The organism is Phyllobacterium zundukense (genome assembly GCF_025452195.1).
Lineage (GTDB): Bacteria > Pseudomonadota > Alphaproteobacteria > Rhizobiales > Rhizobiaceae > Phyllobacterium > Phyllobacterium zundukense_A.
On record NZ_CP104972.1, the window covers coordinates 34,153 to 61,049 of the forward strand.

At 57.7% G+C, this 26,897-nt stretch carries 32 protein-coding genes and 2 pseudogenes; 16 read left to right on the forward strand and 18 right to left on the reverse strand.

Annotated features, from left to right (window positions below):
• The first annotated feature begins 81 nt into the window (after positions 1–81).
• From N8E88_RS31505 to N8E88_RS07625, 4 genes are all read left to right on the forward strand, one after another.
• Positions 82–264, forward strand: a complete 183-nt coding sequence (locus tag N8E88_RS31505; protein ID WP_315975230.1) for a hypothetical protein — start codon at positions 82–84, stop codon at positions 262–264.
• A 40-nt stretch (positions 265–304) separates the two neighbouring features.
• Positions 305–469 (forward strand): hypothetical protein, encoded by a 165-nt coding sequence (locus tag N8E88_RS07615; RefSeq protein WP_262291996.1) that lies wholly within the window; start codon positions 305–307, stop codon positions 467–469.
• Positions 466–621: a hypothetical protein gene (locus N8E88_RS07620; RefSeq protein WP_262291997.1), complete on the forward strand. Its 156-nt coding sequence runs from the start codon at positions 466–468 to the stop codon at positions 619–621. The genes N8E88_RS07615 and N8E88_RS07620 overlap by 4 nt, the downstream gene beginning before the upstream one ends.
• Positions 622–771: 150 nt before the next feature.
• Complete coding sequence (locus N8E88_RS07625; RefSeq protein WP_262291998.1) at positions 772–1,098, forward strand: hypothetical protein; 327 nt, start codon at positions 772–774, stop codon at positions 1,096–1,098.
• A 256-nt stretch (positions 1,099–1,354) separates the two neighbouring features.
• On the opposite strand, the pseudogene repC reads toward N8E88_RS07625, so the two are convergent.
• Positions 1,355–1,678: pseudogene (repC, locus tag N8E88_RS07630) on the reverse strand (replication initiation protein RepC).
• A gap of 904 nt (positions 1,679–2,582) precedes the next feature.
• On the opposite strand from repC, the gene N8E88_RS07635 reads away from it, so the two are divergent.
• Entirely contained in the window at positions 2,583–4,235 is a 1,653-nt protein-coding gene (locus N8E88_RS07635; RefSeq protein WP_262290457.1) for an IS66 family transposase, read from the forward strand.
• 55 nt (positions 4,236–4,290) lie between these two features.
• On the opposite strand, the gene N8E88_RS07640 is transcribed toward N8E88_RS07635, so the two are convergent.
• A complete protein-coding gene (locus N8E88_RS07640) occupies positions 4,291–4,932 on the reverse strand; it encodes a glutathione S-transferase family protein (protein ID WP_262290456.1) in 642 nt (213 codons plus the stop codon).
• 167 nt (positions 4,933–5,099) lie between these two features.
• On the reverse strand, positions 5,100–5,711 hold the full coding sequence (locus tag N8E88_RS07645) for a LysE family translocator (RefSeq protein WP_262291999.1): 612 nt from the start codon (positions 5,709–5,711) through the stop codon (positions 5,100–5,102).
• Between the two features lie 104 nt (positions 5,712–5,815).
• Here N8E88_RS07645 and N8E88_RS07650 point away from each other — a divergent pair, with 104 nt between their 5' ends.
• The 4 genes from N8E88_RS07650 to N8E88_RS07665 all read left to right on the forward strand — a co-directional run bounded on the left by N8E88_RS07650 (position 5,816) and on the right by N8E88_RS07665 (position 8,274).
• A complete protein-coding gene (locus N8E88_RS07650) occupies positions 5,816–6,280 on the forward strand; it encodes an Lrp/AsnC family transcriptional regulator (RefSeq protein ID WP_262292000.1) in 465 nt (154 codons plus the stop codon).
• A 323-nt stretch (positions 6,281–6,603) separates the two neighbouring features.
• Positions 6,604–7,296 (forward strand): hypothetical protein, encoded by a 693-nt coding sequence (locus N8E88_RS07655; RefSeq protein WP_262292001.1) that lies wholly within the window; start codon positions 6,604–6,606, stop codon positions 7,294–7,296.
• Positions 7,297–7,406: 110 nt separating this feature from the next.
• On the forward strand, positions 7,407–7,832 hold the full coding sequence (locus N8E88_RS07660; RefSeq protein WP_262292002.1) for a hypothetical protein: 426 nt from the start codon (positions 7,407–7,409) through the stop codon (positions 7,830–7,832).
• 67 nt (positions 7,833–7,899) lie between these two features.
• The gene (locus tag N8E88_RS07665; RefSeq protein ID WP_262292003.1) at positions 7,900–8,274 is read left to right on the forward strand and encodes a YbaN family protein; all 375 of its coding nucleotides are present in this window, start codon (positions 7,900–7,902) and stop codon (positions 8,272–8,274) included.
• Between the two features lie 2 nt (positions 8,275–8,276).
• Here N8E88_RS07665 and N8E88_RS07670 read toward each other — a convergent pair whose 3' ends face one another.
• From N8E88_RS07670 to N8E88_RS07695, 6 genes are all read right to left on the reverse strand, one after another.
• Positions 8,277–9,353 carry an ABC transporter ATP-binding protein gene (locus N8E88_RS07670; RefSeq protein ID WP_262292004.1) on the reverse strand — a complete coding sequence of 359 codons (1,077 nt, stop codon included), beginning with the start codon at positions 9,351–9,353 and terminating at the stop codon, positions 8,277–8,279.
• On the reverse strand, positions 9,350–10,282 hold the full coding sequence (locus tag N8E88_RS07675; protein WP_262292005.1) for a PfkB family carbohydrate kinase: 933 nt from the start codon (positions 10,280–10,282) through the stop codon (positions 9,350–9,352). The genes N8E88_RS07670 and N8E88_RS07675 overlap by 4 nt, the downstream gene beginning before the upstream one ends.
• 5 nt (positions 10,283–10,287) lie before the next feature.
• Positions 10,288–11,310, reverse strand: coding sequence for an SIS domain-containing protein (locus N8E88_RS07680; RefSeq protein ID WP_262292006.1), 1,023 nt, complete (start codon positions 11,308–11,310; stop codon positions 10,288–10,290).
• Positions 11,307–12,152, reverse strand: coding sequence for a carbohydrate ABC transporter permease (locus N8E88_RS07685; RefSeq protein ID WP_114432626.1), 846 nt, complete (start codon positions 12,150–12,152; stop codon positions 11,307–11,309). Before N8E88_RS07685 ends, N8E88_RS07680 begins: the two co-directional genes overlap by 4 nt.
• On the reverse strand, positions 12,152–13,033 hold the full coding sequence (locus N8E88_RS07690) for a carbohydrate ABC transporter permease (RefSeq protein ID WP_262292007.1): 882 nt from the start codon (positions 13,031–13,033) through the stop codon (positions 12,152–12,154). Before N8E88_RS07690 ends, N8E88_RS07685 begins: the two co-directional genes overlap by 1 nt.
• A gap of 200 nt (positions 13,034–13,233) precedes the next feature.
• The gene (locus N8E88_RS07695) at positions 13,234–14,472 is read right to left on the reverse strand and encodes an extracellular solute-binding protein (RefSeq protein ID WP_262292370.1); all 1,239 of its coding nucleotides are present in this window, start codon (positions 14,470–14,472) and stop codon (positions 13,234–13,236) included.
• Between the two features lie 181 nt (positions 14,473–14,653).
• Here N8E88_RS07695 and N8E88_RS07700 point away from each other — a divergent pair, with 181 nt between their 5' ends.
• Together N8E88_RS07700 and N8E88_RS07705 are read left to right on the forward strand one after the other, a co-directional pair.
• Entirely contained in the window at positions 14,654–15,868 is a 1,215-nt protein-coding gene (locus tag N8E88_RS07700; protein WP_262292008.1) for an ROK family transcriptional regulator, read from the forward strand.
• A gap of 69 nt (positions 15,869–15,937) precedes the next feature.
• Positions 15,938–17,048 (forward strand): annotated as a pseudogene (locus tag N8E88_RS07705) (Fic family protein).
• On the opposite strand, the gene N8E88_RS07710 reads toward N8E88_RS07705, so the two are convergent.
• Positions 17,049–17,636 carry a helix-turn-helix transcriptional regulator gene (locus N8E88_RS07710; protein ID WP_262292009.1) on the reverse strand — a complete coding sequence of 196 codons (588 nt, stop codon included), beginning with the start codon at positions 17,634–17,636 and terminating at the stop codon, positions 17,049–17,051.
• A 136-nt stretch (positions 17,637–17,772) separates the two neighbouring features.
• Here N8E88_RS07710 and N8E88_RS07715 point away from each other — a divergent pair, with 136 nt between their 5' ends.
• Both N8E88_RS07715 and N8E88_RS07720 read left to right on the forward strand, forming a co-directional pair.
• Positions 17,773–18,438 (forward strand): CoA transferase subunit A, encoded by a 666-nt coding sequence (locus N8E88_RS07715; RefSeq protein ID WP_245426570.1) that lies wholly within the window; start codon positions 17,773–17,775, stop codon positions 18,436–18,438.
• A 1-nt stretch (position 18,439) separates the two neighbouring features.
• Positions 18,440–19,081, forward strand: a complete 642-nt coding sequence (locus N8E88_RS07720; protein ID WP_262292010.1) for a 3-oxoacid CoA-transferase subunit B — start codon at positions 18,440–18,442, stop codon at positions 19,079–19,081.
• A gap of 33 nt (positions 19,082–19,114) precedes the next feature.
• Here the strand turns inward: N8E88_RS07720 and N8E88_RS07725 are convergent, their stop codons facing one another.
• The 3 genes from N8E88_RS07725 to N8E88_RS07735 form a co-directional block, all read right to left on the reverse strand.
• Complete coding sequence (locus N8E88_RS07725) at positions 19,115–19,336, reverse strand: type II toxin-antitoxin system RelE/ParE family toxin (RefSeq protein ID WP_262292371.1); 222 nt, start codon at positions 19,334–19,336, stop codon at positions 19,115–19,117.
• 61 nt (positions 19,337–19,397) lie between these two features.
• Positions 19,398–19,664, reverse strand: coding sequence for a type II toxin-antitoxin system ParD family antitoxin (locus tag N8E88_RS07730; RefSeq protein WP_262292011.1), 267 nt, complete (start codon positions 19,662–19,664; stop codon positions 19,398–19,400).
• 84 nt (positions 19,665–19,748) lie between these two features.
• A complete protein-coding gene (locus N8E88_RS07735; RefSeq protein ID WP_114432617.1) occupies positions 19,749–19,931 on the reverse strand; it encodes a hypothetical protein in 183 nt (60 codons plus the stop codon).
• Positions 19,932–20,197: 266 nt separating this feature from the next.
• Between N8E88_RS07735 and N8E88_RS07740 the strand changes: the two genes are divergently transcribed.
• Positions 20,198–20,464, forward strand: a complete 267-nt coding sequence (locus tag N8E88_RS07740; RefSeq protein ID WP_112532543.1) for a helix-turn-helix domain-containing protein — start codon at positions 20,198–20,200, stop codon at positions 20,462–20,464.
• Between the two features lie 87 nt (positions 20,465–20,551).
• On the opposite strand, the gene N8E88_RS07745 is transcribed toward N8E88_RS07740, so the two are convergent.
• The 4 genes from N8E88_RS07745 to N8E88_RS07760 all read right to left on the reverse strand — a co-directional run bounded on the left by N8E88_RS07745 (position 20,552) and on the right by N8E88_RS07760 (position 24,233).
• A complete protein-coding gene (locus N8E88_RS07745) occupies positions 20,552–21,385 on the reverse strand; it encodes a hormone-sensitive lipase (protein WP_262292012.1) in 834 nt (277 codons plus the stop codon).
• A 23-nt stretch (positions 21,386–21,408) separates the two neighbouring features.
• Positions 21,409–22,320: an ABC transporter permease gene (locus tag N8E88_RS07750; protein WP_262292013.1), complete on the reverse strand. Its 912-nt coding sequence runs from the start codon at positions 22,318–22,320 to the stop codon at positions 21,409–21,411.
• A 4-nt stretch (positions 22,321–22,324) separates the two neighbouring features.
• Positions 22,325–23,107, reverse strand: a complete 783-nt coding sequence (locus N8E88_RS07755) for an ABC transporter ATP-binding protein (protein ID WP_262292372.1) — start codon at positions 23,105–23,107, stop codon at positions 22,325–22,327.
• Between the two features lie 151 nt (positions 23,108–23,258).
• Entirely contained in the window at positions 23,259–24,233 is a 975-nt protein-coding gene (locus N8E88_RS07760) for an ABC transporter substrate-binding protein (protein WP_262292014.1), read from the reverse strand.
• Positions 24,234–24,376: 143 nt separating this feature from the next.
• On the opposite strand from N8E88_RS07760, the gene kynU reads away from it, so the two are divergent.
• The gene (gene kynU, locus N8E88_RS07765; protein WP_262292015.1) at positions 24,377–25,624 is read left to right on the forward strand and encodes a kynureninase; all 1,248 of its coding nucleotides are present in this window, start codon (positions 24,377–24,379) and stop codon (positions 25,622–25,624) included.
• The gene (kynA, locus tag N8E88_RS07770; RefSeq protein ID WP_262292016.1) at positions 25,621–26,460 is read left to right on the forward strand and encodes a tryptophan 2,3-dioxygenase; all 840 of its coding nucleotides are present in this window, start codon (positions 25,621–25,623) and stop codon (positions 26,458–26,460) included. Before kynU ends, kynA begins: the two co-directional genes overlap by 4 nt.
• Here the strand turns inward: kynA and N8E88_RS07775 are convergent.
• The gene (locus N8E88_RS07775; protein WP_262292017.1) at positions 26,457–26,816 is read right to left on the reverse strand and encodes a hypothetical protein; all 360 of its coding nucleotides are present in this window, start codon (positions 26,814–26,816) and stop codon (positions 26,457–26,459) included. The two genes, kynA and N8E88_RS07775, sit on opposite strands and share 4 nt — an antisense overlap.
• Between the last annotated feature and the right edge of the window lie 81 nt (positions 26,817–26,897).

The following is a 26,897-nucleotide window of genomic DNA, read 5'->3' on the forward strand; positions in this document are numbered from 1 at the left end:
GGTCAAACGGCTGGTGCGCGAGGGCTGGCTGATCCAGGATTGATTGTCCCCTCGCCTCGGCGCACGCCACAAGACTGATTGATGTCGCTGATCACCGGGATTGCCAACGCCAACCCGGATGTAACGTTCCGTGCTATTGCCAGCCAGCTTGAGGCCATGCATGAGCGCACACCGCCCGGATCATCGACTTGGGCAGCTTCGTCGGTCAAACACCTGCTTGACAGGGCCAGAAAGCTCGGCCTTGTTGCGCAGGCTAGGAATTGACGTTATTCACCCCTGCTCATTCTATTAGATAAGAGAATCCATGGCTGTTGATTGCGTCGCCACGCTGCAGGAACAAGCGGATCTGGTGATGGATGTCGCAAAGGACGTAGACAATGCGCTCGCCGCATCCGATCTGACCGTTGAACAGGCGTCCCGGCTCTACAATCGGGAGCCCAAGACTTCGATCGGATTGTCGAACTCTTGAACGAGCACGACCTGCACGAGAGTTTCATTGACGGTGCCGAGATCATCGAAGACACCTGGACCAATCTCTCGGTTGCAACGGCGAACAGGCTAAGAGTATTGCGTGGCCTGGATCCCATCGGCATAGCGCCCGATGATCGAAATGAGGCTTGAGCGCAACGCTTCAGTGGAAGCAGCTAGCGCCGATGCTTGCCTGAGCCGCTACGATCTCCAGAGATTTTCGTCACCATATCTTAACGACACGTTTTCTGGCTATCCTCGTTCCAGGATGAAACATTGGGGCGAGAACAGAGTTTGAGAGCCATGGATAAGATCATTTGGCAAAAAACCAGCGTTGGAGCGGAAGAGCCCTCGCACGAGTTCACAGCCATTGCACCGAATGGGATTGATGTCGGCCGGATCTATCGCATCGATGGCGGTCCTCTCAAAGGTCGCTGGCGCTGGATTTTTCTGCTTGGCCATTCGCAATTTCGCCAAGGCATAATGAGCGGTGACCAGGCCTCGAAACAGAGGGCCGCAAACCAGGTATGGAAGACATACGAGCGCTATCTCGAAACTCCCGGTTTTGATGGTGGCGGTCAAAGCCGGATACCGCTAAAAAAGCAATCGAACCAAATCCGCGCGATTTGACATATTGGCGCTCTTCGATCCAGTCAGGTGACGTTCCGTTCCTCACTAGAGGATAGAAAGATGCGCATTGAACTGTGCCCAAACGGTGGAAACAGATGAGACAACAGTACCTCTTCTTCCTCGCGCTGGTCATGGGATTTGCGCTGCTGGCTGCACTCGCTTTTTGTTCGACCGAAGATGCGCCACCCAGTTTGGCTCCCGCCACTCCGTTGCAACAGCTAGGAACTGGCGGATAACCAGCCCACTCGACCCACCATCACGTCCCGGTCACTAACTGCGGCTGCACGCAATTTGCCTTCAGTGCCGCCATCAGCATTGGCCCGACGGAAAACTCCCCTGCCCTCGCCTTTTCGGTCAAAGCCCGCAGGTAACCGCTGGCGGATTGATGTTTTGGGATCGCTCCAGGATGCAGGCAATGACGATGGCGGCGTTCTCCTGGCCGAAGAAATCGAGCACATCCTCATAAGCCGCTGGGGGAAATGCCGAGATATCCCCTCACCTGCGCCGTTGTGATCATCAGATCGCGCCAGTTGCTGATACCGCTTGTGGCATAGTCAGAGATTTCCGGAGAGGCCTTCATCACCAATCCAAGCGGATAGGCCTTTGCCAGATCACACGGGATTAGCTCCAGGCCTGGCGCGGGTTGATGGGATATCCACAACGCCCGGTACCGCTTCTAGATCGCTGACATCTTCTGCGACGGCAACTTCAATGAGGCGGACGATATCGCCTAGGAAGCGCTATGCGTTGGCGAACGAGCTTGAGTCTCTTCAACGCCATCCGTTTCGATTGATTTGAGTAGCCCTCCGAACGTCAGTAGCAATTCGCCCATACTTAGTATGTCAAGCATTTGCGTGCACGGCGTTTGGCACAGAAGTCGCGGCTGTCATACGGTCAGAGCAAGACAACGGAGTTCTCAGCTGAGAACTTTTAGGGGAGCCGACTGTTCGTTAATCGCGAGGCGGAAAGCACCAAGGCGAAAGTTCTCAGCTGAGAACTTTTCTAGCGACATACCAATGAAACTATCGCAAACCCACTCAATCTGGGTCTGCGCGGACCCAAAACTCGTTCCATATACAGCGAAACTCATTTCATTTATCGACGTCTTCATTCCATTTTCGATGATTCCTGCACAAGAGTTGGCGGAAGTTATCCATGAATCGGCCAGCTTAAGCGCGCAGGGCAGGGGATTCCCAACTCCGAAAAGGCGCGTTGACAGATGCGACCCTTCCGTGACATCGTCAACTCAACTGCTGTCGCGCTCGTCCCACTTGTTCAACCCCTTGCAATGCTATAGTCGCTATTCCGCAGCCCATCAGGCAGAAGTCATCCTGATATTCGCTTCCGTTTCGAAGTAAAGTTAGTAGATTATCAATGTGCTAGGGCGTCAAGCTTTTTGCCCATGTCCCAGTTCGATTGGGTAACCGGACCAAATTCCCGGGCAGATAGATTTTCAAGCACAGCGAATTCTGATTCAAGGTGGCATGAAGCTGCCATCCGTTGATTCTGTTGAGACCTTGTCGCTCGGTGCCATGCGCCGGCTGGTTGCGGGTTTGGTCGGCAAGATGCACGAGCTTGAAGCGGATGTCGGAGCGCTGCGCACCGAGAACCAGAGACTGCGTGACGACAATGAACGACTGAAGCTGGAAAACGATAGTCTGTGCCTGGATAACCAATCGCTTCGAGACGAAATCGCCCGGCTGAAGAATTTGCCGCCACGACCGCCGTTTCGGCCATCGGGGATGGAGAACGCGAGCAAGCCTACAGCCGGGAAGAATAGCAGCAAGGGCGGCCGCGGTGTTAAGCGCGATCGGGTCACGCGCGAGGTAATCGTCAAAGCGGACGCGCCGGAAGGGTCACGTTTCAAGGGATACGAAACAATCCTGGTGCGCGAGCTGGTTGTTGCGGCAGAAGTCGTGCGTTACCGGCGCGAGCGCTGGGTCACCTTGGACGGCAAGACAATTCTTGCGCCCTTGCCGGATGGCATTGTCGGCGGCATCGGTCCGGGCCTGCGGCAGTTTTGTCTGACCATGCATGCGCAAGGTCAGGTGACGACGGAACGGCTGACATCGATCCTGAATGGTATCGGGGTCGAGATATCGAAGAGCCAGGTTGTTCGCATCCTGATCACGGATCTCGACACGTTTGCAGGCGAGGACCTGTCGGTCTTGCGGGCGGGATTGACAACGGCGCCGTTCATCACGGTGGACGATACCGGTGCACGCCATGCGCGGCGCGAAGGTATAACAAGCCACATTGGCGGCGAGCGCTTTACCGTGTTCAGAACAGGCCGATCAAAATCTCGATTGAGCTTTCTGTCGCTGATGCGCGCAGGCCATGAAGATTATGTGATCAATGCGGCTGCACTTGACTACTTGCGTCGGCGTCAGGTTGATCCGTTGTTGATCGAGAAGCTCTCCGTCCACCCGGAAAAGATATTCGCATCGCAGAGCGCATGGCTGGACCATCTGGCACGCTGTGCCATCGATATCTTCGACAGGGCGCTGTTGCGGGCGTTAAGCGAAGGCGCACTCTGGGGCGCGATCCGACACCATGGACTGATGCGCACGACCGTTGTCGTCTCCGACGGTGCCGGTCAGTTCCGCATCCCCAATCATGCATTGTGTTGGGTGCACGCAGAACGTCTCGTTCACAAGCTGATGCCGGCAACGCCAAAACAAGCTCGGGCCGTTGAAACGGTGCGTGATCTGATCTGGTGTTTCTATCAAGCATTGAAGGCGTGGAAGGAAAGGCCATCTCCCGGAGTGGCCCAGGCGTTCCGCCAACGCTTTGATCGTATATTCACCTTGCGCACAGGTTTCGCGGATTTGGATCAATTGCTGGTGCGTTTGCACCGGCGTAAGCCTGAACTTCTCAAGGTTCTGGACCGGCCGGACATCCCGCTGCACACCAATGCATCCGAGAACGACATTCGTGCCTGTGTCATCAAGCGGAAGATCTCGGGCGGCACTATGAGTGACAAAGGCCGCCAGGCGCGAGACGTCATGCTCGGGCTAATGAAGACCTGCCGGAAGCTTGGCGTTTCCTTCTATGCGTACATCGGCGATCGACTCGGACTCAATGACTCCAATCAAAAGATTCCACCGCTAGCTGAACTGATTGCCATGCCCATGTAAATCCACGGGCAGGGATAAGATTGCGCGGGTGGACCATCGTGAAACGGTGACTTAATCAAAGCACTCTTAGATCGTCGTATGACACCATGACATGCTCCTTGAATGCTGCCCGGGCGGTGAGCCTATCGTAGTATCGCTTCAGGGCAGGATAGCCGGAACGATCGATGTTGATGTCATAATATCGGTAGAGCACATGGCCGAACTGAATATCGGCCAGAGTGAATTTATTCCCGGCCAAAAAGGCATTGCGCTCGAGTTGGGCCTCGGCAATGTCGAGCTTTGCATTGAAAGTGCTAATAGCTCCGGCAATCGCCTCCGCATCCCGATCCTTCGGTGCCGTTCGTACCACCCTCCAAAAGATGGGGCCGGTGAAATTGAGGGCGATATTAATCTTGGACCATTCAGCCCATTTATCGATTTCCGCCCGCGCTTCGACATCTTGCGGCCAGAACTCTGCGTCGCCGTAACGGGCGGCGAGATAGCGCAGGATTGCGCCTGTCTCCCACAACGACGCGCCGTCTCCATCACGTAGAACCGGCACTGTACCGTTCGGGTTGAGCTTCTTGAACTCTGCAGAATCGTTGCCACCGTACCTGTGGCCAATGTCGTGACGCATAAACGGAAGCTTCAGTTCACCAATGCACCACATCAGCGCTTGGACATTTGAAGAAGTTCGGCGGCCCCAGACTGTCAGCATTCACACTGTCTCCCACGTTGCTCCGACTCGTACAGCCATATTGCATAAACTCAACATTGGTCGAAAGAATGCATATTGATAAGTGCCTAAGCGATCCTGCCCGGGAATTTGGTCCGGTTACTTCGATTGGGCTCCAAGAATGGCACAGCATTAATACTACACACCCTTTAATTTGCTGCCAGCCGACCGGCTGCGACAATCAGAAAGGCGGCGGCCGTACCTTCCACCCATCTACGACGACAATCGCTGAAGCCGCCGTTCATCCCGACTGCGGCGATCGCGAGACTCAAGCTCGTGTAGACGATCCCACAAAGGGCGATGAAGATCGCAGACAGGATGAGCGCCTGCAGAGGAATGCTGCCGCCCTGCTGCATGAATTGCGGCAGGATCGCAAAATAGATCATCATGCCTTTAGGATTGAGGAACGCAGTCAGAAATCCCCGCCGAAGCGGGCCATTGGCCGGTGCGGCCGAGAGGTTGAGCTGCCCCGCCTTCGTAGCGGATCGCAAAAGCTGGAAAGCCAGATAAACCAGGTACGTGACACCGAGCCAACGCAATGCCTCAAACAGCATCGGGGAGGCAGCGACTACTGCAGCGACGCCGAGGGCGGCGAGGGCGGAATGAACCGCATAACCAAGGCAAACGCCTGCGGTCGAACGTAGGCCGGCGGATGCTCCGCCCGACAGAGCTTGCGACGCTACAAAGAGCATGTCGGGGCCGGGCGTGCAGATCAAGGGCAGCACGGTTGCGGTGAAGAAAATCAGTGTTCCTGTTTCCATGGATAGAATCATAGGCCAGCGTTTTCGCAATTTGGTTGCGAAGATGCCCTTGTGAGACCTAGATTTAGCATTGGAGTCTTCATGAGGCAGAAAGTTAGCATCACATGCCAACAAAATTGGATGACATAGATCGGCGTATTCTTCGCGCCCTGCAACGCGATGGACGGTTGCAGAATTTGGAGCTCGCCAAACAGGTGGGCTTGTCACCCTCGCCCTGCTTGCGGCGAGTCAAGCTCCTGGAGCAGGCCGGAATTATCGACCGCTATGTTGCGGTTCTCAATTCCGCGAAGGTCGGTCTCGGTCTGTCGATGTTCGCGCGGGTCTGGCTGACCGCACAGGATGCCGAAACCATCGATCTTTTCATGGATGCCATGAAGCAGCTCCCCCAAGTGATGGAGTGCTACATCATGCTGGGGGAGAGCGACGCCCTGCTGCGCGTGGTCGTAGCCGATCTGGATGACTACCGCAGTTTTCAGGCCGCGCATCTGACACGGAAAAATGGAATTCAGAATGTCAAAACCGATGTGCCAAGTCAGATAGTCAAGCAAACCCACACTCTGCCGCTATAAGGTCTGGATTTCTCCAATCCGTGGCGCAGCCTATTACCTACGGTAGCATTATATCCGTGCTTGCAATCAAAAGATGAAAGCGGCATTCTGACCCTGGCAATGCCGTCGATCGCTGACACGGGTTAACCTGATGCGTCATTCACCTGCAGAATTGCTAATCCAAGACATTTTCACAATCCAGGTGCAACTTTCGAAGCGATGGCTTCGGAGCAAGCCTCAACACGACATTTTATCCAAAGGGACGGACGCATCGCGGCATCGCCAACCGGAACGCATGGTGCGTCCCCGGGGGAAACGCGTACACTATCGCAAGGAATATCACGATGAACCAGTTTCGTTTCAACATACTCGCCGCGGCGGTGATTGCCGGCGCTGGCCTGGCATTTCTCACGCTCCCGGCATGGGCACAATCCGTTACCAAAACGTGCAGCACGCAATATCAGGCTGCCAAGGAGGCTGGTACGCTGAAAGGCCAGAAATGGCCGGACTTTCTGTCGGCTTGCAGCGCGAAGCTGAAGGCCGACGACGACACAGAGGCAGCTGCCCCCGCCGACAAGACACCTGCCAAAAAGGCGGCAAAGGATACCGCTACAAAACCGGCCAAGACGACGCAAACGGCGACTGCAACCACCGGCGGCGGGATGTCGGCGAAAGCCGTCACCAAGGAATGCAGCACACAGTATCAGGCTGCCAAAACGGCGGGAACGCTCAATGGCCAGAAGTGGCCGCAGTTCCTTTCGGCCTGCAGCGACAGTCTGAAATCGGACGATTCGGATGCGACCGTTCCTGACGAACCAGCACCCACCAAGGCTGCTACCAAAACAACCAAGACACAGGTGGCCAAGGCACAGACCTCCGCCGATGGCAAGCCTCTGTCTCCCGCTCAGGTCGCATTCCGGGCCCGCATCAGCGAATGCGGCGACCAGTGGCAGCAGGCCAAGGCAAGCAACAAAACCCGCGGCATGACCTGGCCACAATACTGGAGCGCCTGCAATACGCGCCTCAAGTCCGAATAATCCTGATTGAAATTAGGGATACGATAGAATCGCCCGGGCACCCAGTCCGGGCGTTTTCGCTAGAACCTTCACTGTTCATCGACATCATCAATCAACATCAGGAGCAAATCATGCCTATTCAGGATCTCGTCGACGCAATCGCCACGCAAGCCAAGCTTGATCCACAAGTGGCAGAGAAGGCCGCAGGCACGGTGCTTTCCGTGCTCCAGCATGAGGCTCCCGAACAAGCAGCAACAATATTCGCAAAGATCCCCGGTGCTACCGAACTTGCTCAAAACTTCGATGTCATGGCAAGCGGGGCGCAGTCGGGTGGCTTCCTGTCGAGTGTGACCAGCATGCTTGGAGGCGCGGCGGGTGAAAAGGTCGGCGCGCTGGTCAATGGCGTGGCCGCACTGAAAGAGAGCGGGCTGACCGTCGAACAGATCCAGGAAGCCGGAGCTGCGGTGCTGGCCCATGCCAAGGAATACGCCGATCCAAAACTTGTCGATCAGCTTCTGGATTCAGTGCCGGGCCTGAAAGGTCATCTGGGCCTTTGAATGCAACGGGCTGACATTCTACATCCGGCCATGTAAACCGTTCCAAGGTTATCGGGAATCGCGCGGGATGAGCGGCACAAAACGTACATTTTATTTCGTGCTCGGATGGGCGATGGTGGCGCTCGGCTTCATTGGCGTGCTTCTGCCCGTCATACCGACGACGATCTTTCTCATCATCGCCGCCTGGTGTTTCAGTCGCTCATCGCCGCGATTCGAAAAGTGGCTGCTTGAACATCCGGTGTTCGGGCCGACACTGGTGCAGTGGCGCGAGCACGGAGCAATTCCGAAACGCGTAAAATGGATCGCTTGCGCCGGCATGGCATTGGGCTACGCCACTTTCATGTATTTTGCCCGGCCGTCACCTCTGCTCGGAGGGGTGGTGGCTCTATTTTTCATCGCCTGCGCCGCTTACGTTTGGACCCGCCCGAGCTTGGCCGCATAGGTCTAGATGCGCTTGCCGGTTGCCTTGTCGAAGATGTGCAAAGCACTTGCATCGATATTGAAGCGCTGCGACGCACCGACTGCCATTTGCGAGCGTGGAGGCAAGCTTGCCGTCAGGCGCTGGCTGCCTATCGTCGAGGTAACGACCAGCTCCGGACCGGTCAGTTCGACCACTTCGACTTTCGCCTCGATGGCAAGGCCTGCGTCTTCCGATGACGCCATCGTCAGACTTTCCGGACGAATGCCTATGATCACATCGCGAGCGTTTGCGGCATTTTCCCAGAACTCGCGGGGGAGGGGGATGCCGCCGGGGGAGCCATCGACATGGGCGACGCCATCCGCAACCGTCGCATCCAGCATGTTCATCGGCGGCGAACCGACGAAACTCGCGACATAGCGGGTGGCCGGTCGATTGTAGATCTCATCCGGCGTGGCAAGCTGCTCGATCTGACCGTCGCGCATGACAGCGATGCGGGTTGCGAGCGTCATCGCCTCGATCTGGTCATGCGTCACATAGACAATCGTGGTGCCCAGCATCTGATGCAGGCGCTTCAGCTCGGTTCGCATTTCCATCCGCAATTTCGCATCGAGATTGGACAGGGGCTCGTCGAACAAGAATATCTGCGGATCGCGCACCAGTGCCCGGCCGATGGCGACGCGCTGCCGCTGTCCGCCTGAAAGCTCGGACGGCTTGCGGCCAAGGAGATTTTCGATCTGCAGGATCTTTGCCGCCTTTTGCACGGCCTCGATTCGTTCCGCTGCGGGTACGTTGCGCATTTCAAGGCCGAAGCCGATGTTTCGCGCCACGGACATGTTCGGATAAAGCGCATAGGACTGGAACACCATGGCGATGTCGCGGTCCTTGGGATGCACGCCGGTGACCGAACGATCACCGATACGCACGTCACCCTCTGTCGCTTCGGCGAGCCCTGCAATGATGTTGAGAAGCGTTGACTTGCCGCAGCCGGAGGGACCGAGCAGGACGAGGAACTCGCCGCTGGCGAGCGACAGGTCGATGCCCTTCAGCGTTTCGACGGTGCCATAACGCTTGCGAACATTGATCAGCTCGAGCGCACTCATGGAGCTTCCTCCGGTGATGTTTGCGGACCCTCGCCATAGCGGCGGGGAATGGTGGAGACGGCTTTGGACGCAACGCGAACACCAGCCGCAAGGCTTGCCTCGAGCGTTTGACCATTTGCCAGCGCGGCGAGGAAGGCGGCGTTGAACACGTCACCGGCACCAATTGTATCGGCAACCTGCACCAGGGGGGCAGGTACCGATACAAGCTTGTCGTCGGAGCCGACTGCCAACGCCCCATCGGGTCCGCGTTTTACGACAACGATGGCATTGCTCGGCATCAGAGCCTTGAGCCTGTGCGCGGCTTCGGCAGGCTCGACGCTGTTGGCGAGGCGCGTCGTCTCGACCTCATTGAACAGGGCGATGTGGCAGCGCGCCAGCCACCCGCGGGCCGTGCTGCGGTTGGCCTCGGTCCAGCCATCGATCGGCCAGCCGGTATCGAGCGCGATGCGGATATCGTTGGCATCGGCCCAATCGAACAACTCGTCATATTGTGCAACGAGGCCGTCGGTCAGGAAGGAGCCGCAAAGGATGGCAGTGCCGCCCTTCAGCCGCTCCGTGTCGAGCGTCGTGATGACGTCGAGCCAGGACAATGCCGCGATGTGACCGCGCGTCGTAAAGAAAGTACGCTCGCCGTTCGGGTGGGTAATCCCAACGGAAAGGGTTGTGCCCACAGGCGCAACCGGCCAGCGTTCCGAACGCTTGCCGAAACCCTGCCGCAGCCATTCGCCGAACTGGTCATTGCCGACATTGGCGGCGATCTGAAAATCGAGGCCGAGCCCTTCCCAGGTGAGAGCCGCGTTGCCGGCGGAACCGCCGACGCGCAGTTCGTCGTAGTCGACCATGATCTCGGTTCCGGGTGTCGGCCATGGATCGGCCGGGCCGAGGATCAAATCGACATTGACGTTTCCGATGACGGCGAGTGGCTGCATCGCTCTCACTCGTCCCGCGTGATCTTGGTCGAGCGCACAGGCGTGCCGAGATCGGCAACGCGCGCGCCGGCAAAGCCGAGCATGAAGTGCTGGGCGGCGGGAAGGAGCGCGAAAATTGCCGCCATGCCGCTTGCCACGCCCGCAGCGATCGTAGCGGTATCTTTGAGCGGAGCCTCTCCGGACGCATCGATCACCACAACCGGCGACCCGGCTTCCCGTGCCGAGACCGCCATGCGCGCCACCAATTCCGACGTTGCATCCTTGGCGCGGAACAGGACGACGCCGACCTTGGGTCCAAGCATTTCCATCGGACCGTGGCGCAATTGTCCGCCTTCAAGCGAGAAGCACGGGATGCGTGAAAGTTCGGTGAGGCCGAGCGCAATCGCCTCCGCGACACCCTGCATGCGGCGACCAGAGGTTACGACAGCCGATACGTCCGACAATGCGGCGACTGCAGCATCGACATTCGGCGTACTCTCTGTACTCAGGATGGCGAGCGCTTCAGCCGGATCCTCGCCAAGCGTACTGAGCACGGCGAGATGCAGGGCAAAACTGACAGTCAGGCTGCGCGTTGCCGCGAAGGCATTTTCGGTTCCGCCGGAACCGACCAATGATGGCACGGTGCGGGCAAGGGTAGACCCGCCTTCGAGCGTCAGGCCGAAAGTATCGGACGGCACGCCAACCTCGGCAAACCAGCGCAGGACCTCAGCGCTTTCCCCGGACTGAGAGGTCAGAAGAATTGTTTTGCCGGCTAATGGCAGCGGCTGACCGAGTTGCTCGGACAGCGGCAGGGCCACCGCATCGATACCAAGGCTGCGATAGAGCGGTTCGACCGCACGGCCAACCGCATGCGAACCGCCCATGCCGAGCAGCATCAGACGCCCGGTCATACGCAGGGATTGGGCGATGGTCACGGCAAGTGGAGCGGCCGCCTCGAAAGAAGAAATCGCATCGGCATTCTGCCGCGCCATTTCTTTCTCGATGGCAATGAGACCGATGGGTTTGTTCATTTGCGAAGACATGCTCATCCTTTGACGCCGCCGCTTGTCAGGCCCGCGATCAGGGCGCGCTGCATGAAGAGACCAACGAGTAGCGGGGGGAGGGCGGCAAGCACACCCGCTGTGGCAATCAATCCGTAATCCGAGACGCGTCCGCCAGCGAGATCGGCGATCGCCACGGTCAAGGTTTTGGCCCGCTGATCCGAAGTGAACAAAAGGGCATAGAAGAATTCGTCCCAGGCAAGCAGGAACGCGAAGAGTGCGGCGGTCGCCATGACGGGTGCGGCGAGCGGCAGGGTGATCAGCCGCAGGATCTGATCGAGCCGGGCGCCATCCATGGTTGCAGCGCTTTCGATTTCGCGCGGGATTGAGTCGAAGCCGGATTTCATCAACCAGGTGGTGAAGGGCGCGAGGATCGTCAGGTAAACCAGCGCCAGACCAAAGACGTTGTTGAGGAGGCCGGCCCAGGCGAGCGTCATGTAAAGCGGTACGGCCAAGGCTACCGGAGGCAGCATGTAAGTGGCAATAACTGCGTAAAGCGACCAACCGACCGATGGCGTGCGCGATACGGCCCAGGCGGAGGGGACCGCTACGAAGAGCGCCGCCACAGTCGCCATGCCGGCCACCTTGATGCTGTTGAACAGCGAGGCGACGAAGGCTTCCCCGGCGCTGTTGGCGACCGAAGAAAGCAGGACACCGTAGCGGGACAGATCGACCGTATCGGGCCACCAGTGCAACGGTTTGGCGATAAGGTCCGGCGTCGATGAAATGCTCATGATGAAGAGCCACACCACGGGGGCAAGGATCACGACCAGAAGCAGAAGCGCTGCCAAATGTACCAGGATCGTTGCGGTGAGGCTGCGGCGTTCCATTATGACGCTCCCGCGCTTTTGCGGATCAGGGCGGCATAGGCGACGGCCAGCACTGTCACGAGCAGGGTAACAATCAGCGCCAGCGACGCACCCGATCCCGCTCGCTGAAAGGAAAACGCTTCCTGGTAGACCAGGATCGACAGTGTCCGCGTGCTGTTGGCCGGACCGCCGCGGGTCATGACCCAGATGATGTCGAAGACCTTGAAAGCCTCGATGGTTCGAAGCACGAGCGCCACCATCAGCGGGCCGGCGAGATAGGGCATGATGACGAAGCGGAAGCGCGACCAGGCACCGGCGCCGTCGACCATGGATGCGGCTGTGATATCGCGCGGCACGGCCTGGAGGGCGGCCAGCGCAATCAGCGCCACCAGTGGAAAATTCTTCCAGCAGTCGGCCACGATAAGCGAGGCGAGGGCAGTACCAGGCTCACCCAGCCAGGAACGATAGGCATCGATAAGGCCGAACTGCATCAGCATCGCATTCAGTGCGCCATATTCCGGGTTATAGATCAACCGCCACAGCGTGGCATTGACCACGGTCGGCAGCGCCCAGGGCAGGATCATCAGCGCGCGCAGGATGGAACGGCCGTAAAATTGCTGGTTGAGGAGCAAAGCAGCAAGGACGCCGATGACCATCTCCGCCGATACGGAGAGGACGGCAAACCAGAAGGTAGTAATCAGCGTGCGCTGGAAATTCGAACCGGAAAGTATCTTTACATAATTATCGAGGCCAACGAAACTGCCTTCGGTGCCCACCAGCTTGGCGTCAGTGAAGGAGAGCCGCACCGTATCGACGAGCGGCCAACCGATTATCGCAACCATGACGATCAGAAGCGGCAGCATCAGGAGCCATGCGCGGGTGGTGATCCAGGTGCTCGTCATGAAATGAAGCCTGCACTATTGCTGAGATAAAGGCGTTGCCGCTGACCCTCCCCTTGTGGGGAGGGACGGAGCGAAGCGACGGGGAGGGGTTCTTGGAATTCATCCCTTAGTTGCCGCCATCCAGTAAGAAAGGCCCCGCCCCGAACCTGCGGTTCGACCCTCCCCACAAGGGGGAGGGTAAGCGGCACCTCATCATGCTATCAGAGACCGCTGTTCTCGACGGCAGTCTTCAAGGCGTCCTCCGGGGCGGCCTGCCCCAGAAGAGCTTCCTGAATTGCCTGCTGCAGTCCTGTCGAAAGTTCCTGATACTTCGGTGTCGTCGGACGCGGGTACATCGCAGCAAGACTGACTTTGGCCGCCGCAATCATTTCTTCCTGACCTTTGGTGACTGCAGGATCATCATAGGAAGAAGACCAGATCGGCAAGCTCAACTTGGCGTACTGGTTCTGCGTTGCCTGAGACGTCATGAACGTGATGTATTTCCATGCTTCGTCGGGATGTTTGCTGGTCGAGGTGATGCCGAGACCCATTGAACCGTTGACTGCAGATACGGTGCTCTTGCCTTCAACACCGGGTGCAGGAACGACACCGACCTTGCCGACAACCTTGCTGTCCTTCGGATCATTGGCCATGTTGTACATGTAGGTCCAGTTAAGGGCGAAGGCCGCTTCGCCATTCTGGAACACGCGGCGGACATCCTCCTCGAGGAATTCCTTGGAATTCGGATTGGTGAGACCCGACTTGTAGCTATCGACCATGTAGTTGAGCGCATCGAGACCGCCGCCCGTCTGGAACACCGGCTTGCCGTCCTTGAGGAAGCTGCCGCCATAGGCGCTGACCAGCGTGGTGTAGTCGCAGATCGCGGCTTCAGCCTGTGACCAGCTCCACGCGATGGGCGTTGCAAGCAAGCCCTTGTCCTTGATGATCTTGGCCTGTTCGGCAAGTTCGGCCCAGGTCTTTGGCGGGCTTTTTATGCCGGCCTTTTCCAGGATTTCTTTGTTGTAGAACAGATACTTCGTATCGAGAATCCAGGGCATGCCATAGCGTTTGCCGTCATATTCAACGGTGGTCCAGGCACCTGGAAGCACGCCCGATGTCATTTCCGGCGTAATCTTGTCGGTTACATCCACAAGCACCTTGTTGGTTGCATATTCGGCCGGCCAGATCACATCGAAGAGAACGACATCATAGCCGCCGCCCGACCCTTGAGCGAGGACGGTCTTGTCGTGCAGGCCTTCATAGGGAACGAATTCGAGATTGACCGTCACATCTGGATTTGCCTTGGTGAAGGCTTCCGTCATGGCGCGGACGTCGGCCTCGCTATAGGCGGCCTGCGCCATGAACAGCGCGTTGATCTTGGTTTCTGCATGGGCAGGCGAAGACAGCGCCGCTCCCAGAAGTGTGGCGCCCAGAAGCGCGCTCGTCACGGATTTCAACATCATTACCTCCTGTTTGGCAGCGCTGGCCGTCATGGACAGACGCCTGGTCGTTGCAATCGAGAGCCTTTCGTGACGCGTTTCGCCAAACCTGTGCTCACATTCCCCTGATCGATTTTTATTAAATCAATTCGCTTGACTTATTAGTTGATGAATATTCTTCTGGTGTCAAGAGGGATGACGGATGGACGGCATACGATCGATACGGGCAAAGAGTGGAACCAATCTCGGCGGTGCCAGCGCGCATAACCGCCGCATCATGATCGATGCATTGCGCGTCAATGGTGCGCTGTCGCGGGCCGACCTTGCGCGCGCCACCGGACTGACGCCACAGGCCGTTTCCAATATCATCGAGGAGCTGGCGCGCGACGGTCTGGTGCGTTCGCAGGCCAGTGTGCGCAAGGGCAGGGGCCAGCCTGCCACGCCCTATCAGCTCGTGCCGGAAGGCGCCTTTGCCATCGGTCTGCAGATCGACCGCCACGTGACGCGCACGGTCATCGTCAACCTCGTCGGCGATGTTCTGGTCCAGATGGAAGCCAAGCTGCCTCCCGGCGGACCGGCGCAGGGTGTTGTGGTTATTCTCGACCTGATCAGGAAGGCGCGCAACGCGCTGGCGGCACAGGCACCAGAGGCGGAAAAGCGGCTCGTCGGTCTCGGCGTTGCCATGCCCGGACCATTCGGCATCAACACGCTCTACGACGACCCCTGGATGATGACGGCGTGGCAGAACTTCCCCCTCATGGACAGGATTGCCGAAGGAACAGGGCTCGAAGTTGCGTTGCAGAACGACGCGGCAGCCGCAGCAACTGCCGAACGATTGCTTGGCGCAGCACATGGGCTCGACCACGCAATCTGCATCTACTTCGGCTATGGTCTCGGAGCGGGCTTGATCCTTAACGGGGAACTCTATGGCGGCGCGCATGCCAATGCCGGCGAGATCGGTATGATTCTCGCGTTGGTGCCCGGTGACGGTCCCGACGTCGAGCCCCTGGAACATTACGCTTCGATGGCGGCACTTTGCAAATTGCTCGATTTCGATCCATCCGAGCCGGAACTTTTCGCCATGATCACCGATGCCATCCTGCGCGGCGGCCCAAAGCTGGAACAGTGGATGGACAGTGTCGCCGAGCGCTTGCGCCGGACCGTGCAAATTCTCGAATCGATCTTCGATCCGCAGACGATCATTCTCTGTGGTGGCGCGCCGCGAGTGCTGATCGATCGCCTTGTCGAGAAGGTCGAGCCGCTGCTGCCCTCGATCGCCGAGCGCTCCCGCCGTTACCCGGAAGCACGATTGCAGGCAGGGCTGGCCGATCCTTGGTCCGCCGCACTCGGCGCTGCCGCCGAGCCCATCGCGCGGACTTTCGATCCAAGATTCTCGGCGATACTCAAGACGGTATGAGGCATAGAAAGCCTTGCTATAGCTCATGGTATACGTCAGGGTGAGTTATAGAAAGGCGATCTATCGCTCATGATCTGGAACTGGCAGCAGGCCGATTGGCCCAATTTTACCTATGACGCGACTGCGCTTGAACCTTTGGAGCGCCAGTTCCTGCTGCATTCCGGCGAGTTCTTCGGCGCTTTTCGCCATGTGAATGCCGACGACCGGGACACGCTGCAGAATCGAGCTGATCGGCGACGAAGCATTGAAAACCTCGGAGATCGAAGGAGAATTCCTCAACCGCGACAGCTTGCAGACGTCACTTCGGCAACAATTCGGTTTGGCGACCGGCAATCAACGTGTTCCCGCTGCAGAGCGCGGCATCTCCGAGATGATGGTCGACCTCTACCGGACTTTCGCCCATCCGCTCCAGCACGATACATTGTTCAACTGGCACAGGATGTTGATGGCTGGCGAGAGCGATGCCATCCAGATTGGAGGTTACCGCACGCACGAGGAGCCGATGCGGGTCGTGTCAGGCCGCGCCGACAAGCCGACGATCCATTTCGAGGCACCGCCATCAATGCGCATTCCGCAAGAGATGGATGCGTTTGCAAGCTGGTTCAACGCGACGGCGCCCGAGAGGAAGACGGCTCTGCCTGCGCTGACCCGAGCCGGGCTGGCGCATCTATACTTCGTCAGCATTCATCCTTTTGAAGACGGCAATGGCCGTATCGGCCGGGCAATCTCTGAAAAGTCTCTCGCCCAGAACCTCGGCCAGCCTAGCCTCATCGCTTTGGCCTATACCATTCAACGTGCGCGCAAAGCCTATTACGACATGCTGGAACGCAGCAACAAAACCAACGAGATTACCGAATGGCTTGTCCATTTTGCCGAGACTGTGCTGGAAGCGCAGCGTACGACCCTGAAGCGGGTGGAATTCTACATCGTCAAGGCCAAGTTTTACGACCGGGTGCGCGGGCAACTGAACCCGCGGCAGGAGAAAGTCATTGCCCGTATGTTTCGCGCAGGGCACGACGGTTTCAAAGGCGGTCTCAGCGCAGAAAACTATATCAGCATCACCGGCACCTCCCGCGCAACAGCAACGAGAGACCTGACAGATCTGGTGGTCAAAGGAGCGTTGACCCGGACCGGAGAGCGAAGACACACGCGCTACCATCTTGATGTAGATGGTGTCTGACTAACGCAAGCTTGAAAACCAGGCGATGAGCTCGGCGCTGTTGCGCAGGCCATAGCTACGCATGATGCGGGCGCGGTGTGCCTCGATGGTCCGCTTCGACAGGCCGATCTCCTGGGCGATCTGCGCATTGGTCTTGCCTTGCGATACCAATGTCAGCACCTGTTTTTGCCGGTCGGAAATCAGGCTGGCGTTGCCGGCGATCGCTCGATTCATTGGCTCGAAGCAATAGAGCGCTTCGGCGAAGGGATCCGCCAGATTACGGCTGCGCCCGCGCACCCGGCACCAGAAGCTCGAACCGTCACGCCGCCGCATAACGCGCTCGTCATGATATACTTTGCCGCCGGCAAAGTTGGTGCGCCACATTTCGCCGGTGCGGACGAAATCCCTGATTTTCGGATATAGTCTTGAAAAACTCTGGTCGATCAGTTCGTGACGTTCATAACCGAAAGTCTCAGCGAATTCGAAATTGCAATCACGTATGATACGGTGCGTGGCATAGACCATCGGCACCGGCAGGTCCGCCAGCCGGAACAGTTTCCCGCCTCCGGGTTCAATACTAGCGGAACTGGATAAGTCGGGTGCTGTCATGCAGTATTAATACGACTATCTGCGGCGCCGGTACAAGCCATACGGTTCATGCAGAGGATAGAGAAATGGGAGATTTTTCTTGAAAAAAGTTCAATCAAACGTCGCGCAAGCGCTGGATGGCGTGCTGTTCGATGGCATGACCATCATGGCCGGCGGGTTCGGCCTGTGCGGCATACCCGAGGCGCTGATTTACGCGATCCGCGATTCCGGCGTCAAGGATTTGACCGTCATCTCCAACAATGCCGGCGTCGATGGCATCGGACTTGGCGTACTGCTTGAGACCAAGCAGATCCGCAAGATGATCTCGTCCTATGTCGGCGAGAACAAACTGTTTGCCCAGCAGTACCTGTCGGGCGAACTCGAACTGGAATTCAACCCGCAAGGAACGCTCGCCGAACGGATTCGCGCCGGAGGGGCAGGTATTCCGGCCTTCTTCACCAAAACCGGCGTCGGCACCATCATCGCCGAGGGCAAGGACGTGCGCGAATTCGACGGTGAATCCTACGTGATGGAGCGTGGACTATTCGCTGACCTTTCCATCGTCCATGCCTTCAAGGGCGATACGGAAGGCAACCTCGTTTACCGCAAGACGGCGCGGAACTTCAATCCGATCATGGCGACGGCATCGAGGTTCACCGTGGCCGAAGTCGAACATCTGGTCGAGGCTGGCAAGATCGATGGCGACCAGGTGCATACGCCCGGTATTTTCGTCAAGCGGATCGTGCATGTGCCCAACCCCGTCAAACACATCGAACAACGCACGACCCGTCCGCGCCTTGTCGCAGCAAGTGAGGTAAACTGAGATGGCCTGGACACGCGATCAGATGGCCGAACGGGCCGCACAGGAACTCGAAGACGGTTTTTACGTCAATCTGGGCATCGGCATACCGACGCTCGTTGCCAATTATATCCCGACGGGAATGAGCGTGCAGCTGCAGAGCGAGAACGGCATGCTCGGCATGGGACCTTTCCCCTACGAGGGCGAGGAAGACGCCGACTTGATCAATGCCGGCAAGCAGACCATCACCCAGCTGCCAACGACCAGCTATTTCAACGGTGCCGACAGTTTCGGCATGATCCGCGGCGGTCATATCGATCTTTCAATTCTCGGCGCAATGCAGGTTGCCCGCAATGGCGATCTCGCAAACTGGATGGTTCCGGGCAAGATGGTCAAGGGAATGGGCGGCGCGATGGATCTTGTCGCCGGCGTCAAGAAGGTCGTCGTCGTCATGGAACACGAGGCCAAGGGCGAAGCCAAGCTTTTGGAGCAGTGCACGTTGCCATTGACCGGACAGCGCGTCACCGATCTGGTGATCACTGACCTCGGCGTGTTCACAGTGGAGCGGCGCGGCGAGCCCAAGATGACACTCATCGAGGTTGCGCCCGGCGTACCGGTCGAGGAAATCAAGGCGAAAACCCAGGCGGTGTTCGACGTCGCGGTTTGATGAATTGGGCGTCATTCTTTCGCGGATGACGCTCTATAATTTCAGTTGGCGAACGCTCCGACCGGGTACAAGTGCCAAAACCAAGATGCCATTTGCTTCCTGTTCGTACAGGATAACATGACTCTTGTGCTCGTGCCGCCTTACACCAGATCCCAACGTTTCTGCCAATCGTCCCATATGCGGCGTGTCAGCCAATAATTTGAAGCAGTAGTCCAGTTCGTCTTTGTATCGCCGAGCTTGAATCACCCCGAACATCTCAATGCTATCAAGAAATATTTCGAGAATTTCGGTCCCGGCTCGCTCCGTCAGCCGATATTCACTCACGTCCTAAGCCACGGGCGCTGGCAATCTGTTCCGCCTGAGCAAAAATATCGTCCATGCTCCGTGTTCCAACGCCGCTAGCCTTTGCATCGGCCACCAGTTGACGCAGTTCATCCAGCGTGAATTCCTTTCCTCGCCGGGAACGATCCCGGCGCACCAAATCGCGCACGTAGTCACTGGTGCTGGCATATTCTCCCTTCCGGATTTGCGTCTCTATCCAGTCTTTCATTTGATCGGGCAATGATACCGTCATGGTCGCCATCCTGATTCCTCCTGGTGCACTTAAGAATAGCAGGCATAAGTACAATTCACAAATATTCTTAATGCGACCGAAAATGGGAAATTGCTATCTCGTTTTCCTGACCACGCAAACCGGGCCGTCGCCAGGATAGCGGGGATCACGATCGACGCAGGTGGCATCATAGCGGAAGCTGCCATAGTAGACACGGGCGCAGCCGGAGAGCACCGGAGCGAATGTTACAAGCACAAGAAACAGAGCTGTGGAATATTTTCGATAAAGAGGGTTCATTTTTCCTCGCGTCGCTCCTATATATAACCAGTTACGAGTGACACAGTAGCGTAACAATCCACTGATATTCTTCAGTAATTGGTCGGGTTTACGATCGGCATCTTTGATATCTTACGGAAATCTGGTGCCACAATAAGGCAAGCGCCTGCTCCGTTTCCTGATCACGTTTTATGTGAAGTGACATAAAGGGGTTGATCCGCGACGATGGACGTATAAGTTCTGCCTTCCGATTTGTTAACTAAACCTTTCACGTTAGGAGCAAAGCGATGAACAAAACCGCCGGCGACTATTCATTGCCAGAAACGATTTCCACGGCGCTTGCCAATGGTACAAATATTGTCAGAGCATTTCGCGAACAATTCGGATATTCCATCGAGGATTTAGCCGTTGCGTGCGGTCTGACGTCCCTCGAAATCGAAACGATCGAAAGCGGCCAGAATACGGACCCGCACAAACTGGAACGCATTGCACATGCGCTTGGTCTCCCGAGCAACGCAATGATTCTTGAAGATTCCAAGCGCCTCAGCGCCTGAAACGCTACTACCCCTAATAAATCGGCACCCAAAAAGCTGTCAGAGTGATATCCCAACTCTGACAGCTTTTTGATCTCCGGCGATGAGCTACAGACACAACAATGTGCGTGTCAGCGGGTGATCGGGCTCGCTCAATCCTTCAATGACATTGGCGTGGTGCTTGCCGGGCTCTTCTACAGCATCTACCCGGCAATCAAACCCTGACCAGATATTGGCGAGCAAGGCATTCTGCCGCAGAAATTCGGGCCGCTCCGCTGCGCCGACCCATGCGGTGACGTCGATGCTTTCCTGCGGCTCGAGCAGGGCAGGGCTCTCCAGCCGCGCTTCCACCGCATCGAGATGCAGCGTATCGTTCATCTCGGTCTTCATCAGCGGACGCATATCGGCTATCGCCGAAATCGGCACCGTCTTGCGGATGCGATGCCGGATCGCCTGGTTCAGCGGTGATGTCGCCGTCACCATGCGGGCAACGAGGTGTCCGCCAGCGGAATGTCCTGCCAGATGGATCGGGCCCGGCAACTCATTCGCAGCGCGGGTGATCGCGAGTCCGACCTGTACGGTGATGTCGCTGACGCGAACCTTCGGACACAACGCATAGGACGGTACGGCCACGGCGAAACCATGGGTGAGAGCACCCTTTGCCAGATGCGACCACGCGGACTTGTCGAAATCTTCCATCCAGTACCCGCCGTGCACGAAGACGGCAAGGCCCTTCAGGTCGCCCCAGGGCATGAACAGATCGAGCCGGTTACGCGAATGAGGGCCGTAGCTGAGGTCGGCTTCGAGCAGGCCTTTTTCTTGCATTTCCTCGCGAAATTGCGCGGCCTGCGCCAGCCATCTTGCCGGATATTCGAAGCCGTCCGGAATATACGCGAAGTTCGAATAAGCGTCGTCCCAGTCGATAGCTGCAGCGGTACCCATGTCTCCCCCGGTGGCTGTTATATTTATTCCCGAATCTTTTCCCTTATCTGCACACCGCCGCCGGATCTGCGCAGGTTTGGCAGCGCCAACATCAGGAGCACGAACGCTCCGGTGGCAAATTTCAGATCCGCAGGCGCAAGACCAAGTGTCAGACAGAACGAGATCAGCTGGTAGTACACCAGCGAGCCAATAACCGGGGCGAGAACCTGCCGAAGTATCGTCTGGCGGCCGGTAATGGCCTCGCCGATGATCAGCGCGGCAAGACCGTTGATAAGTATGCCGAAGCCCATGTTGACGTCGGCGAAACCCTGCGTCTGCACCATGATGCTGCCGCCTGTCGCGGAAAGTGCGCTCGCAACACCGACACCGATAATCGTCGCGGTGCCGACGTCGATGCCCTGTGCCTCGGCCATATCGGGGCTAGCCCCGACTGCGCGCATCGCCGTACCCTTCTCGGACATGAAGAAATACAGCATGGCACCGAGGACCAGCGCAACGAGCAAACCGACGATCAGAATCTTGGTCCAGGGGAAATTGGCGGAGGGGCCGGCAAGAATGGTGAAGACGGTATCATAGGTGAAGAGCGGAATATTGGTGCGGCCCATGATGCGCAGATTGATGCTGTAGAGCATCGTCATGACGAGGATGCCGGCGAGCAGCGTGTTGATCTTGAAACGCAGATGAATGAACGCGGTCGTACAGCCGGCAGCAAAGCCGCAAAGCAACGCGATGAAACAGGCGAGAAATGGATTGACACCAGCGGTAATCAGCGTGCCGCAGACACATCCGCCGAGTGGAAAGGCGCCTTCCGAAGTCAGATCGGGAAAGTTCAGGATGCGGAAAGGCAGCATGACGCCGAGCACCACGAAGGAGACGATCAGGCTTTGGGCAATGGTGACAGGGATCAGGCCATAGAAACTGTTGAATACGTCCATGGCCTCAAGCTCCTTGCAACGCGATAGCGTCGGATTTGGTGTGGAAGCGCTCGATAAGATCCGCAACGGTAATGCCGTTCTTCTCCTCCTGACCGATCTCCACGAGAACCTTGCCCGCGTCCATCATGATGATCCTGTTACCGTATTTGATCGCATGCTCCATGTTATGCGTGACCATCAGTGTCGTCAGTTGCAACGCTTCCACAGCCCGCACGGTCGTATCCATTACCAGCTTTGCCGTCCGCGGATCGAGCGCCGCCGTGTGCTCGTCCAGTAGCAGGAGTTTCGGACGTGTCGACACCGCCATGACCAGAGACAGGGATTGTCGCTGGCCACCGGAGAGAAGGCCGACTTGCATGTCGAGACGCTTTTCCAGCCCGAGATTGAGTTCCGCCAGTTGCTCGCTGTATTTGGCCCGGCGGGCGGCGGTGAGCCCATAGGAAAAGCCGCGAGGCTTGCCGCGCAATTCCGCCAGCAGCATGTTTTCGCCGATGGTCATGGTCGGCGCGGTGCCGACCATCGGATCCTGGAACACGCGGGCAATGAACTGGGCACGGCGATGGGCGTTCAACCGGGTGACATCCTGTCCATCAATGGAAATGCGACCCGAGTCCAGCGGCAGCTTGCCGGAGACAGCATTGAGAAAACTCGACTTGCCAGCACCATTGCTGCCGATGACGATGCAAAAATCTCCGGGCTTCAGCGAGACGTCGAGGCCATCGAGCGCCCGGCGCTCGTCAAGCGTGCCGCGATAGAAAATCTTGGTGCCGCCCGTCACGGACAGCATGTCGGTTGTCATGGTCTAACCCTCAAACCGGCGCACAGCTTGCGTTAATAGTTCCCGCGCCAGATTCTTTTGTTTTCCAGGAAAACCGCTTCGCACTTTTCCTGGAATAGCTGGCGCAGGAACTATATGTTTGCAGGCTAAAGGAGAAGGCCTATTTCACGAGGCATTCACAATCTTTGAGGCTATCGGGTACCTTTTGACCTGTTTTTGCCAGAACAGCCTCGTTGATCAGCGCCGTGTGGTCCTCATAGGTCGGTTTGATCGGTGCAAGGCTTGCGGGCGACTTGCCGGCGATAATCTCCGATGCGAGCTTGGCCGCATTCTGGCCGACCTTTGTGTATGAGACTTCGAACGCCGCCGCGACGAGGCCATCGCGTACCGCCTGCGCCGAGGCATTGACTATGGGAATATTGATGCCCAGCGCGGCTGCAGCAACGGCCGGAACCGCAGGCTGGACCAGGTTGGAGCCCGGAACATAGATCACATCGGCCTTGCCGGCGAGCGAGCTGACCCGGATCGGAATGTCGTTGGTGTTGTCGAGACCGACCTCCACGAGTTCCAAGCCTTCAGCTTTGGCGGCTTCGGTGATGAGCTTCAGCACCGCGACATCATTGTCTTCGCCGGGATTGTAGAGATAGGCGAGACGCTTGGCGTCCGGAAGCAACTTTTTGATGAACTTGACCACCGAGCTGACGTCCTGCAGATCGGAAGCGCCGGTCATGCCGGTATCGCCCGCGTCCCACGAGGGTGTGAGCTTGGCCGCAACCGGATCGGTGACGGCGGCGAAGACCACCGGCGTGCCGGAATTACCGACGATCTGCCGTGCGCCCTGCGCAACCGGCGTCGTGATGGCGAGGATGAGCTTCGGATTGCTGGAAACCAGCTTGGTCACCATTTGCGGGACAAGCGTCGCGTCGAAATTCACCTGCAATTCGTCATAGACGGCATCAGTGACACCAAGCTTGGTCAATTCTGCCTTGAATGCGGTGACTGTTTCGTCGAGCTGCGGATGCTTGCCGAATTGGGCGATGCCGATTTTGGTTTCGGCCGAAGCGGCTCCAAGCCCAAGCCCCAGGCCAAGTGCTGCAGCCAGTGTTGTCCGCACCACATATTTTGCGCCGATCATTTTGTTATTCTCCCTTTTATGCCCCACTATCGAGCAGGGTCTGGTTATATTGACAAGTTCATACCAAAGTAAATTGTAGCCGTTAAGCGACTTGTGCAAAGCCGTGAATTGGCGCCACTACATGCATGATCAAGAAAGAAGAAATGGACGATACCACTATCAAGATCGATGCCCCACAAGCTGACCTGGCCGATCCGCTGCGCGCGTTCCGCGACAGATTCGAACTGCCGGAAGGCGTGATCTATCTCGACGGCAATTCGCTCGGCGCACTGCCGAAGTCGGTCAGACAGCGGGTGGCGAAGACAATCGCCGAGGAATGGGGTGAGCAGCTGATCCGCAGCTGGAACACCGCTGACTGGGTGCACCTGCCGCAGCGCGTCGGCGAGAAGATCGCCCGGCTGATCGGCGCTGGGGAGCGAACGGTCGTCGCAGCTGACAGCACCTCGATCAATCTGTTCAAGGTATTGTCGGCAGCCCTCGAGATCAATCCGGAACGTCGCAAGATCGTTTCGGAGCGCGATAATTTTCCGACCGATCTTTATATCGCAGAAGGCGTGGCCAAGCAGATCGGCAAGGGTCACCGGCTGGTTCTTGCCGATACCCCCCAGGATATCCCGGACATGCTGGACGAAGATGTGGCTGTGCTGATGCTGACCCATGTCAATTACCGCAACGGCTATCGCCACGACATGGCGGCGCTGACCAGGGCGGCGCATGACAAGGGCATCCTCGTCATCTGGGATCTCGCGCATACGGCAGGTGCAATGCCGGTCGACCTGACCGGAGCGCAGGCTGATTTCGCCATCGGTTGTGGCTATAAATACCTGAATGGCGGACCTGGCGCTCCGGCATTTCTTTATGTCAATCCACGCCATCAGGGCGGGTTCCGCCAGCCGCTTTCCGGCTGGTTCGGTCATCGCGCGCCATTTGATTTCGATTCCTTCTATTCGCCATCGGGCAGCATCGAACACTATCTGTGCGGGACACCGCCAGTGCTGGCGATGGTCGCCATGGACGAGGCCATGTCGCTGTGGGACGATGTCGACATGGAGTCTGTGCGCGCGAAATCCATCGGGCTTTGCGATTTCTTCATTCAGGAAGTGGGTGAATTTGCCGAGGGATTTGGGCTGACACTGGTGACGCCGCGAGACTCCGGCCAGCGCGGCAGCCAGGTGTCCTATTCTTGCGACAATGGCTATGCCATCATGCAGGCGTTGATTGCGCGTGGCGTGATCGGCGATTTCCGTGCGCCGGATATCATTCGCTTCGGCATGACGCCGCTTTACCTCAGCTTCGCGGAGGTGGCGCAGGCGGCGTCGATTCTCAAGGAAATCCTTGCGACGCGCGCTTGGGACCAACCTGAATATCAGGTCAGGGGAGCCGTCACGTGACACGTACACCCTACGATCCGGAAACTGACGGCGCGCAGATGGCTTTCGAGGGGCGCATGTCCTATGGCGATTATCTGCGGCTCGACAGGATACTGACGGCGCAGACGCCGCTTTCCGCGGCCCATGACGAGATGTTGTTCATCGTACAGCATCAGGCGTCCGAAATCTGGATGCGTCTCGTTATCCACGAGCTGACCTCGGTTTGCGAGCACATCGCAAGGGATGATCTCGCGCCCTCCTTCAAGATGCTGGCGCGGGTCTCGCGCATTCTCGACCAGTTGAACTCGGCATGGGATGTCTTGAGGACAATGACGCCGAGCGAATATACGACTTTCCGCGAAGCGCTCGGCATGTCTTCGGGGTTCCAGTCATTCCAGTACCGGGCGATCGAGTTCCTCGCCGGCAACAAGAATGCCGCGATGATGCGCACGCACGAGCACAAGCCGGATATCCATGCCTGGCTTGAGCAATTCCTGCATGCACCGAGCATCTACGACCAGTCGATCCGGCTTCTGGCACGCAAGGGCTTTGCTATCGACCGATCAGTGCTGGAGCGCGACTGCTCGCTGCCCTACCAGCCGAACAACAGCGTGCGCGACGCGTGGCTGGTGATCTACCGCGATCCGGAAGGCCACTGGCCGCTCTATGAACTGGCGGAAAAGCTGGTGGATTTCGAGGATTATTTCCGGCGCTGGCGCTTCAATCACGTGACGACAGTCGAGCGCATCATCGGCTTCAAGACCGGCACTGGCGGAACATCCGGCGTCAACTACTTGCGCAAGATGCTGGAAGTGGTGCTATTCCCGGAATTGTGGAGCGTAAGAACGGACCTTTAGGCCGCCCGCTTGTCGATAGCGACACAGTCCATCGCGGATTTGGCATGGATATGATTGCTATGGGCAAAACCGTGCCTGGCGATCGCGGCAAGATCATCATCGGGCTTGATGGGACGGGACCACCAATTGTCGTTGAGCGTCCAGCCTTGCGCCGTGGCGCTTTCCACCTCGGAACTGTCCGGACGCAGCACACATGATTCATGCACGATGCGCGCGTTGGGAGAGCGCTTGTTCATCATCTGGCGGCCGCGTGCCAGTGCGCTTGCCTCGTCATCGGCGATGACGAGCTGGTGAAACAAATGACGTGTCTGTTTATACTTTGTCAGATAAGCGAACTTGACTTGATAGGCTGGCACTAGATGCTCCTAACATCAAAGACTCGGTCGTTAACCATTTATTAATATTGTTGGCCAACCGGTCTTTTTCAAGGAGAGAGA